The organism is Shimia sp., from assembly GCF_041624275.1.
Classification (GTDB): Bacteria; Pseudomonadota; Alphaproteobacteria; order Rhodobacterales; family Rhodobacteraceae; genus Shimia.
Window position 1 is genome coordinate 1 of record NZ_JBFJVE010000110.1, and the last position, 10,141, is coordinate 10,141.

The following is a 10,141-nucleotide window of genomic DNA, read 5'->3' on the forward strand; positions in this document are numbered from 1 at the left end:
AGCACCAGCTGGGTATTGCGTGCGATGCGGGCCGAGAAATCGGTGGGCAGCGCGATGGCTTCGTCCAGCGCGTTGGTGTGCAGCGACTGGGTGCCGCCCAGCACCGCCGACATCGCCTCGTAGGCGGTGCGGATCACGTTGTTATAGGGATCCTGTTCCTGCAAGGACACGCCCGAGGTCTGGCAGTGGGTGCGCAGCATCTTCGAGCGTTCCGACTTGGCGCCGAACTCGGTCATGATGCGATGCCACAGGGTCCGCGCCGCGCGCAGCTTGGCGGCCTCCATGAAGAAGTTCATGCCGATGGGAAAGAAGAACGACAGGCGCCCGGCGAACTTGTCGACATCCATGCCCGCGTTCATCGCGGCACGCACATATTCGCGGCCATCGGCCAGCGTATAGGCCAGTTCCTGCACCAGGTTCGCCCCGGCTTCCTGCATGTGATAGCCGGAAATCGAGATCGAGTTGAATTTCGGCATCTCGTTCGAGGTATATTCGATGATGTCCGAAATGATCTTCATCGACGGCTCGGGCGGATAGATATAGGTGTTGCGGACCATGAACTCTTTCAGAATGTCGTTCTGAATGGTTCCGGCCAGCACCGATTTGTCATGCCCCTGTTCTTCACCGGCGACGATGAAATTGGCCAGGATCGGGATCACCGCGCCGTTCATGGTCATGCTGACCGACACCTTGTCCAGCGGGATGCCGTCAAACAGGATCTTCATGTCCTCGACGCTGTCGATCGCCACGCCGGCCTTGCCGACATCGCCGACCACGCGCGGGTGGTCGCTGTCATAGCCGCGGTGGGTGGCAAGGTCGAAGGCCACCGACACGCCCTGCTGGCCGGCGGCCAGGTTGCGGCGGTAGAAGGCGTTCGATTCTTCCGCGGTGGAGAAGCCGGCATATTGGCGGATGGTCCAGGGACGGCCGGCATACATGGTCGCCTTGACGCCACGGGTGAAGGGTCCGAAACCGGGCAGGTTGCCCATGTGTTCCAGGCCCTCGGTGTCTTCCGCCGTGTAGAGCGGCTTGACCTTGATCCCTTCCAGCGTGTTCCAGGTCAGATCATCGAGCGGGCGGCCGCGAAGTTCTTTTTCGGCCAGCGCCGACCAGTCTTCTTTCTTGGTCATATCCATTTCCTCATTTGCTGACCCGATCCCCAAAGATCCGGGCTCTTAGCTCTTTGAATATCGCCCGGCGGGCCTATATTGGGGGGAACAGGAGAGCCCGCCCATGCGCCGCTTGGCATTTGTTTTGATTGCATTTCTGGGAACCGCCGCGCTGGCCACCGATGGCGCGACCGAGGCGGAAATCCCGTTGTTCATGGATGGCAGCGCGGCCACGCTGGACGACTTCCGGTGGCTGAAACGCCCGGTCGTGGTCTTTGCCGACAGCCCCAACGATCCGCGTTTCCGCCAGCAGATCGACCTGCTCGAGGGCGACCCGGACGCGCTGGCCGAGCGTGACGTCGTGGTGCTGCTCGATGCCAGCCCGGCCGCCGCAAGCGCCCTGCGCAGCAGCCTGCGCCCGCGCGGCTTCATGCTGGTGCTGGTCGGCAAGGACGGGGTGGTATACCTGCGCAAGCCCCAGCCCTGGACGGTGCGCGAGCTGAGCCGGTCGATCGACAAGCTGCCGCTGCGCCAGCAAGAGGTCGAAGACCGCCGCGCGGCCCCGATCCGATAGGGCGGGCACAGCGCCCCGGCGGGCAGGAAACCCCTGCCCTGAACCGGATGGTGCTGTGGTGCGGCCCGGCGCATCGGCTTATTCGAACTCCATGATGATGTCGTCCACCGCCAGGCTGTCGCCGGCCGCGGCGTTGATCTTGGTCACCACGGCGGTTTTCTCGGCGCGCAGGATGTTCTCCATCTTCATCGCCTCGACCGTGCACAGCGCCTGGCCTTCCTGAACCTCGTCGCCCACTTCCACGTTGACCTTGACGATCAGACCCGGCATCGGGCAGAGCAACAGCTTGGAGGTGTCGGGCGCCACCTTTTCCGGCATCAGCCGGGCCAGTTCGGCCTGACGCGGGGTGCGCACGTGAACCGCGAGATCGGCGCCGCGGCTGCGGATGCGGAAGCCGCCGGGGATCTTGCCGACCTTCAGGACCAGGGTCTGGCCGTCAACGGTCAGCTCGGCCAGCTGGTTGCCCGGGGTCCAGTCCGAGGCGACGCGCATCTTGACACCGTCATCGAACTTGATCGTCGAGCCCTTCTTGTCGGCCTTGACCTTGACCGGGTATTCCTCGCCCTGCAGGGACACCACCCAGAGCTTGCCGACGCGGCGCTCGTGGTTGTCCATGCGGCCCGACACGCGGGTGCGGCGGATCTCGGCGACGCGGTGCATGGCGGCAGCGGCGGCAGCGATCTTGCGCAGCGTCACCACCGGCAGTTCGACGCCCTCGAAGCCGTCCGGGTATTCTTCCTCGATGAAGGCCGTGGTCATGTCGCCCGAGATGAATTTCGGGTGATCCATCACCGCGCTGACGAAGGGCAGGTTGTGGCCGATGCCTTCGAGCTCGAAGCCGTCAAGCGCGTTGCGCATGGCTTCGATCGCCTGGTCGCGGGTCGGCGCCCAGGTGCAGAGCTTGGCGATCATCGGGTCGTAATACATCGAGATCTCGCCGCCTTCGTAGACGCCGGTATCGTTGCGCACCGCATGATCCTTGCCCTCGATGGCGTCATCGGCCCATTTGCCGTTGTCCTGCATCGGGCCGGCGGCCACCTCGGCCGGCGGGCGATAGCGGCTCAGACGACCGATCGACGGCAGGAAGCCGCGATAGGGATCTTCGGCGTAGACGCGGTTCTCGATCGCCCAGCCGTTGATGCCGACATCGTCCTGGGTGATCGACAGCGGTTCGCCGGCCGCGACGCGGATCATCTGCTCGACAAGGTCGACGCCGGTGATCAGCTCGGTCACGGGGTGTTCCACCTGCAGACGGGTGTTCATCTCGAGGAAGTAGAAGTTCTTGTCGCCGTCGACGATGAATTCCACCGTCCCGGCCGAGGCATAGCCGACCGCCTTGGCCAGCGCCACCGACTGCTCGCCCATCGCCTTGCGGGTCTCGGGGTCGAGGAACGGGCTCGGGGCCTCTTCCACCACCTTCTGGTTGCGGCGCTGGATCGAGCATTCACGCTCGTTCAGGTAGATGCCGTTGCCATGGGCGTCGCAGAGAACCTGAATCTCGATGTGGCGCGGCTGGGTGACGAACTTCTCGATGAAGATACGGTCGTCGCCGAAGGAGTTGGCGGCCTCGTTCTTGGAGGACTGGAAGCCTTCGCGGGCTTCCTGGTCGTTCCAGGCGATGCGCATGCCCTTGCCGCCGCCGCCGGCCGAGGCCTTGATCATCACCGGATAGCCGATCTGGTTCGAGATCTTCACCGCTTCGTCGGCGTCCTCGATCAGCCCCATATAGCCGGGCACGGTCGACACGTCGGCCTCCTGGGCGATCTTCTTCGAGGTGATCTTGTCGCCCATGGCTTCGATGGCGCCCTTGGGGGGGCCGACAAAGGCGACGCCGGCCGCTTCCAGCGCCTCGGCGAATTTCGAGTTTTCCGACAGGAAACCATAGCCCGGATGCACCGCCTGGGCGCCGGTCTTCTTGATCGCCTCCATCACCTTGTCGATGACGATATACGACTGGTTGGCCGGCGGCGGGCCGATGTGCACGGCTTCGTCGGCCATCTGAACATGCAGCGCCTGCTTGTCGGCATCCGAATAGATGGCCACTGTCTTGATGCCCATCTTGCGGGCGGTCTTGATCACACGGCAGGCGATCTCGCCCCGGTTGGCAATCAGGATCTTGTCGAACATGTCATGTCCCTTCTGGTACTTGGCCGCAGGCGGTCTGCGAGCGATGGAATGCGAGGAAGCCCCCCGCCGCGAAACAGATCGCGCGCGGTGGTGGGGCCCGGTGTGGGGCGCGGAACGGGTGACGCTGGCTGGCAGCCTCGCCCGATGGCGTGTAAGTGCAGGTGGCGGAATGCGGTCTCATGCCCAGCCCCCGTCGAAGACATCCGGGAAGGAGATGCGGGCAGTGGTGACGTCGATGACCAGCAGGGCCTCGTAGCTGGCGGGGTCAAAGGGCTCTTCGGCCGGGATCACCTCGCGGCCAAAGAGCCAGCTGAGACGACCGGCGTCAAGGTTGCCGCGTTCGAAGGGCTGATCGCCGAACTGTTCCCACAGCGCCTGCATGAAACCGGCGTCGGCGCGGCGGTCGGCGGGTTTGCGGTCGCGGTAGCGCTCGCGCCGGGTCAGCGGCGTCACCCCCGTGGGGTTGGGGCGGCGAATGACGAATTGGAAATCGGTGCCCGGCAGGCGGCCGGGGAAACCACGGTGCTTCAGCATGGCGCGGCCTCCCGTGGCGAGAGGCGGCGCGAAGCGGCGGGCCCTTGGGTGGCCCGCCAGCCCGTGCGGGCGGTGTTACTTGTATTTGCCGGTGTAGACCGGTTCTTCCGAGATCGGCGCGGGGTCGACCACGACGTATTCCTCGACCGGTGCGGTGTCTGCGCAGGCGGCCACGAGAGCCACGAGGCCGACGGCCAGAAGCGATTTGATGCTGTTCGACATATCTTTCTCCAGAGATTATTTACTGATGGAACAGGGCCTGCCGACCCTGCCTGCCCCACTATTGTTGACAGGGCCACTTCGCAGTGGACCGGCTGGAGAATACCGGATTCCGTCGTGAAAATATACAGATAGCCGTCCAAGCTAAAGTGCTGTGGCCGGAAAGCCGCAATTTGGGCGCGTGCCCAGCCAACGTCCGCAAGATATTGTGGTTGCATCAATAACCCTCCCAGATGCAGGTCCCGTTTTCGATGCTGTACGCCTCGAAAAACTGGGTTGCAACGTCCGAAGGGACACCGAATTCGGTTTCGCGATCAGACAGCGAGATGATCACCTGATCGACGGTTTCACCGTTTTTCGCCAGCGCCGGAAGCGCGCGGGTGCGGCAGAGATGGTCGAAATCCGCCTCGACATCGGCAAAGCCGACCGTGTCCCGGCCGATCACCGGCATGACATAGCGAAAGCGGGCCACCCGGCTGTTATCGGCACGCGATTCGAACAGCATTTCCTGAAGGTAGACGGGGTGGCCGGAGGGCACGGCCGGAGACTCCTCCAAATCTCCGGCCGCGGCCGCGCCCGCAAGGGCCCCTCCAAACGCGGCGAAAACTGCAATCAAATCACGACGCACGGGCCACCTCGCGATGCGCCGCATAGGCGCTCCAACGGGCCCGCAGATCGGGGTCGCTCAGCATGTCGGAAATCTCGGTCTCGGCATGCGGCCGCGAGAACCGGCCCTCGACACGGCCGCCCGCCAGCACGTGGCAGGTCTCGCCGTGGCGGGTGACACGCACCACCGGGCGGAACCCGCGCAGCCCCTGCATGCGCCGCCACAGGTCCTGGCGGACCTGCTGGGCCAGCCGCAACCGCGAGCCGGTGGGCAACACGGTCTGCGCCGAGACGTCGAGACGCACGGGCAGAGCCCGGGTCACGGTGAGGGTCTCGCCCTCGCACAGGATATGCCAGCGGTTACGGGTCACGTTTTGCCCTTTCGGGGACGGTCTGGAACAAAGGCCCAAGGGGCCGGGTTGGAACGGGCGGCGGGTTCGCCCCGCCACCCGGGATCACATCAAAGCGGGATGTTGTCGTGCTTTTTCCACGGGTTCTTGACCTGCTTGTTGCGCAGCGAGGCAAAGGCCCGGGCGACGCGCTTGCGGGTACCGTGCGGCATGATCACCTCGTCGATGAAGCCCTTTTCCGCGGCCACGAAGGGGTTGGCGAAACGGTCTTCATAGTCCTTGGTATGGGCCGCGATCTTCTCGGCGTCGCCAAGGTCGGCGCGGTGGATGATCTCGGTCGCGCCCTTGGCCCCCATCACCGCGATCTCGGCGGTCGGCCAGGCATAGTTGAAATCGCCGCGCAGGTGCTTGGAGGCCATCACGTCATAGGCGCCGCCATAGGCCTTGCGGGTGATGACGGTGACTTTCGGCACCGTGGCTTCACCATAGGCAAAGAGCAGCTTCGCGCCGTGCTTGATGACGCCGCCATATTCCTGGCTGGTGCCCGGCAGGAAGCCCGGCACGTCGACCAGGGTCAGGATCGGGATTTCGAAACAGTCGCAGAAGCGCACGAAGCGGGCGCCCTTGCGCGACGAGTCGATGTCGAGACAGCCGGCCAGCACCATCGGCTGGTTGGCGACGACACCCACGGTCTGGCCCTCGATGCGGATGAAGCCGGTGATGATGTTCTTGGCGTAGTCTTCCTGGATCTCGTAGAAATCGCCCTCGTCGCCGATCTTGGTGATCAGTTCCTTCATGTCATAAGGCGTGTTGGGGTTTTCCGGCACCAGCGTGTCCAGCGAGGCCTCGATCCGCGCGGGCGAATCGAAGAAGGGGCGCACCGGCGGCTTCTCGCGGTTGTTCAGCGGCAGGAAATCGACCAGGCGGCGCACTTCGGCCAGCGCCTCGACGTCGTTCTCGAAGGCGCCGTCGGCGACCGAGGATTTCTTGGTATGGGTCGAGGCCCCGCCCAGTTCTTCGGCGGTGACGACCTCGTTGGTCACGGTCTTCACCACGTCGGGGCCGGTCACGAACATGTAGGAGGTGTCCTTGACCATGAAGATGAAGTCGGTCATCGCCGGCGAATAGACCGCGCCACCGGCGCAGGGGCCCATGATGACGCTGATCTGCGGCACGACGCCGCTGGCCATGATGTTGCGCTGGAACACTTCGGCATAGCCCGCGAGCGAGGCCACGCCCTCTTGGATCCGGGCGCCGCCCGAATCGTTGAGGCCGATCACCGGGGCGCCGTTCTGCACCGCCATATCCATGAACTTGCAGATCTTTTCGGCGTGGGTCTCAGACAGCGAGCCACCGAAGACGGTGAAATCCTGGCTGAAGACATAGACCATGCGGCCATTGATCGTGCCCCAGCCGGTGACCACGCCGTCACCGGCGGGCTTTTCCTTTTCCATGCCGAAATCGGTGCAGCGGTGCGTCTTGAACATGTCGAATTCTTCGAAGCTGTCCTCGTCCAGCAGAAGTTCGATACGTTCGCGCGCGGTCAGCTTGCCCTTGGCGTGCTGGCTGTCGATGCGGCGCTGTCCGCCACCCAGACGGGCAACGTTGCGGCGGTCTTCCAGTTCCTGGAGGATGTCTTTCATGATTGGTCCCCTTGAATTTGCGTCGACAATAGGCGCAGAGTCGGCCTGCGCAAAGCAAAATAGCGCAAATTTGCAAACCAAAAATCCGGGAAGCCGAGCAAATTGCAAATATGAAAAGTTTCGCCGTGACGTCACATGCTGGCAGCGTGGACAAAGACGCGGCGCAGGCCTAGCCTTGACGGATGGAGCGAAATTATCCGGCGCGATTGTTTGATCGCACCACCCCGCCGCATATTGCAACACTCATTCTTCTGGCCGGCCTGTCGGCGCTGAGCATGAACGTGTTCCTGCCCAGCCTGCCGGGCATGGCGGCGCATTTCCAGACCGATTACCGGGTGCTGCAACTGTCGGTGGGCGTCTACCTCGCGGTGAACGCGGTGTTGCAGCTGCTGATCGGCCCGATCTCGGACAAGATCGGGCGGCGGCCGGTGATCCTGTGGGGGCTGGGGCTGTTCCTGCTGGCCACGCTGGGCTGCCTCTGGGCCCCCAACGCCGAGATCTTCCTTGCCTTCCGCATGGGTCAGGCGGCGGTGGTGGTCGCCATGGTGCTGAGCCGGGCCATCATCCGCGACGTGGTGCCCCAGGAGCAGGCGGCCTCGATGATCGGCTATGTCACCATGGGCATGACGGTGGCGCCGATGGCGGGGCCGGCCATCGGCGGGCTGCTGGATCAGATCTATGGCTGGCAGGCGGTGTTCTGGATGCTGTTCGCGGTCGGGGCGCTGACCTGGATCCTGTCCTGGATGGACCTTGCCGAGACCGGCACCAAGAGCGGGCTGAGCCTTGGCCAGCAGTTCCGCGAATACCCCGAATTGCTGCGCAGCCCCCGGTTCTGGGGCTATACGCTGGCCTCGGCCTTCGCCTCGGGGGCGTTTTTCGCCTATCTCGGCGGCGCGCCCTTCGTCGGCACCGAGGTCTTCGGCATGGCGCCGGCCCAGCTCGGGGTCTATTTCGCCACGCCGGCGATCGGCTATTTCGCCGGCAATTTTCTTTCCGGGTTGCTGTCGGCGCGGGCCGGGGTCAACCGCATGGTGGGCTGGGGCAGCATCGTGACCTGCCTCGGTCCCGCCAGCCTGATGCTGCTGTTCCTTCTCGGCCTTGACAGCGCCGAGGCGTTTTTCGGCCTGATGGTGCTGGTCGGGCTCGGCAATGGCATGACCATTCCCAACGCCACCGCCGGGGCGCTTTCGGTGCGCCCGCATCTGGTGGGCACCGCCGCCGGCCTGTCGGGGGCGATCATGATCGGCGGCGGCGCCGCCCTGTCGATGCTGGCCGGCGCCATGCTGAGCGTCGACAGCGGCGCGGCGCCGCTGCTGTGGATCATGCTGACCACCGCGCTGATGGGGGTGGTGTCGATCGGGCTGGTGGTATGGCGGGAACGGCAATTGCGGATCTGAGGCGGCGCGGGGCGCGAAAGCGGGGTGACGCGGCCGGTTTGCAAAGTTATATTTGCATCAGCTAAGTCCGTTCACCACCGGGAAGACCATGGCCACACAGAAACTCTATGCCGGCGCCAAGCTGCGCGAGATCCGCACCCGGCTCGAACTCACCCAGAAGGAATTCGCGCGCAAGCTCGGGGTTTCGCTGCCCTATCTCAACCAGATGGAGAACAACAACCGCCCGGTCTCGACCACGGTGGTGCTGGCGCTGGCCCAGGAATTCGGTCTCGACGTGACCGAGCTCAGCACCGGCGACAGCGAGCGGCTGGTCTCGGACATGCGCGAGGCGATGGCCGACCCGGTGCTGGCCGACAGCCCGGCGCCGCTGGCCGACCTGCGGCTCACCGCCTCGAACGCCCCGGCCTTTGCCCGCGCCTTTCTCGAACTGCACCGCGCCTATCGCCAGACCCACGAGCGGCTGGCCTCGCTCGACGAGGCGCTGGGGCGCGAAGACGTGCGCATGCAGCCCAGCCCCTGGGACGAGGTGCGCGATTTCTTCCACTATTGCGACAATTACATCGACGCCGTGGACCATGCGGCGGAAAGCTTTGCCCGCCGCGCCAGCGCCGACGGCGGCATCCGCAGCGCCGCGATCCGGGCCCTGGGCGAACACGGCATCAGCGTCGAGCGCGCCGGATCCGACACGCTGCGCCGCTATGATCCCGATGCGCGCATCCTCTACCTGTCGGACCGCGCCCCCAGCGAGACCCAGACCTTCCAGATGCTGCTTCAGGTAGCGTTGCTGCAGGCCGACAAGCTGCTCGAGGCAACGCTGGACCTGGCCCGGTTCCAGACCGACGCCGCCCGCGCCATCGCCAAGATCGGCCTGGCCAACTACTTTGCCGGCGCGGCGATGATGCCCTACGGGGTGTTTCTCGAGGCGGCGCGCCAGTCGCGCCACGACCTCGAGATACTGGCCAACCGGTTCGGCGCCTCAATCGAACAGGTGGCGCACCGGCTGTCGACCATGCAGCGCCCCGGCGCCAAGGGCATTCCCTTCTTCTTCGTCCGCGTCGACCAGGCCGGCACCATCACCAAGCGCCACTCGGCCACAAGGCTGCAATTTGCCCGCTTCGGCGGCGCCTGCCCCCTGTGGAACGTGCACCGGGCCTTCGAGACCCCGGGGCGCTTCCTGCGCCAGCTGGCCGAGACCCCGGACGGGGTGCGCTATTTCAGCCTGGCGCGGGACGTCTCGAAGACCGGCGGCCATTACGGGGCGCCGGTGCGCCGCTATGCCATCGCGCTCGGCTGCGAGATCCGCCATGTCGAGGCCATCGTCTATGCCGATCACATGGATATCTCGACCCCCGAGGCGTTCTCACCGATCGGAATATCCTGCCGCATCTGCGAGCGTTCGGATTGTCACCAGCGCTCGGTGCCGCCGCTGGAGAGGCGGCTCAGCATCGACGAGAATCAGCGCGGGGTGCTGCCCTACGCGGTGGACTGAGCGGATTCGAGGCCTCCGGCGGGGATATTTCGGGCAAGAGAAAGCAGGGCCGAACGGCAGCGGGGCGACGGGGGGGCGACGGGTTTCGCCGCC

10 protein-coding genes are annotated in these 10,141 nt (G+C 65.1%); 3 read left to right on the forward strand and 7 right to left on the reverse strand.

What is annotated here, in order from left to right:
• Positions 1–1,130: methylmalonyl-CoA mutase family protein (locus tag ABZD10_RS09835; protein WP_372886178.1), on the reverse strand; the 1,130-nt coding region annotated here is incomplete at its 3' end.
• Positions 1,131–1,233: 103 nt separating this feature from the next.
• Between ABZD10_RS09835 and ABZD10_RS09840 the strand changes: the two genes are divergently transcribed.
• On the forward strand, positions 1,234–1,683 hold the full coding sequence (locus tag ABZD10_RS09840; protein ID WP_372886180.1) for a DUF4174 domain-containing protein: 450 nt from the start codon (positions 1,234–1,236) through the stop codon (positions 1,681–1,683).
• A 78-nt stretch (positions 1,684–1,761) separates the two neighbouring features.
• Here ABZD10_RS09840 and ABZD10_RS09845 read toward each other — a convergent pair whose 3' ends face one another.
• The 6 genes from ABZD10_RS09845 to ABZD10_RS09870 all read right to left on the reverse strand — a co-directional run bounded on the left by ABZD10_RS09845 (position 1,762) and on the right by ABZD10_RS09870 (position 7,162).
• Positions 1,762–3,810: an acetyl-CoA carboxylase biotin carboxylase subunit gene (locus ABZD10_RS09845; protein ID WP_372886182.1), complete on the reverse strand. Its 2,049-nt coding sequence runs from the start codon at positions 3,808–3,810 to the stop codon at positions 1,762–1,764.
• Between the two features lie 177 nt (positions 3,811–3,987).
• Positions 3,988–4,344 carry a hypothetical protein gene (locus ABZD10_RS09850; RefSeq protein WP_372886184.1) on the reverse strand — a complete coding sequence of 119 codons (357 nt, stop codon included), beginning with the start codon at positions 4,342–4,344 and terminating at the stop codon, positions 3,988–3,990.
• 75 nt (positions 4,345–4,419) lie between these two features.
• Positions 4,420–4,566, reverse strand: coding sequence for a hypothetical protein (locus ABZD10_RS09855; RefSeq protein ID WP_372886186.1), 147 nt, complete (start codon positions 4,564–4,566; stop codon positions 4,420–4,422).
• Positions 4,567–4,780: 214 nt separating this feature from the next.
• A complete protein-coding gene (locus tag ABZD10_RS09860) occupies positions 4,781–5,191 on the reverse strand; it encodes a DUF6497 family protein (RefSeq protein ID WP_372886188.1) in 411 nt (136 codons plus the stop codon).
• Positions 5,181–5,540: a hypothetical protein gene (locus ABZD10_RS09865; protein WP_372886189.1), complete on the reverse strand. Its 360-nt coding sequence runs from the start codon at positions 5,538–5,540 to the stop codon at positions 5,181–5,183. The genes ABZD10_RS09860 and ABZD10_RS09865 overlap by 11 nt, the downstream gene beginning before the upstream one ends.
• A gap of 89 nt (positions 5,541–5,629) precedes the next feature.
• The gene (locus tag ABZD10_RS09870; protein ID WP_372886191.1) at positions 5,630–7,162 is read right to left on the reverse strand and encodes an acyl-CoA carboxylase subunit beta; all 1,533 of its coding nucleotides are present in this window, start codon (positions 7,160–7,162) and stop codon (positions 5,630–5,632) included.
• Positions 7,163–7,344: 182 nt separating this feature from the next.
• Between ABZD10_RS09870 and ABZD10_RS09875 the strand changes: the two genes are divergently transcribed.
• Together ABZD10_RS09875 and ABZD10_RS09880 are read left to right on the forward strand one after the other, a co-directional pair.
• Positions 7,345–8,559, forward strand: coding sequence for a multidrug effflux MFS transporter (locus tag ABZD10_RS09875; protein WP_372886193.1), 1,215 nt, complete (start codon positions 7,345–7,347; stop codon positions 8,557–8,559).
• Positions 8,560–8,647: 88 nt separating this feature from the next.
• Positions 8,648–10,048 carry a short-chain fatty acyl-CoA regulator family protein gene (locus ABZD10_RS09880; RefSeq protein WP_372886194.1) on the forward strand — a complete coding sequence of 467 codons (1,401 nt, stop codon included), beginning with the start codon at positions 8,648–8,650 and terminating at the stop codon, positions 10,046–10,048.
• The last annotated feature ends 93 nt before the right edge of the window (positions 10,049–10,141 follow it).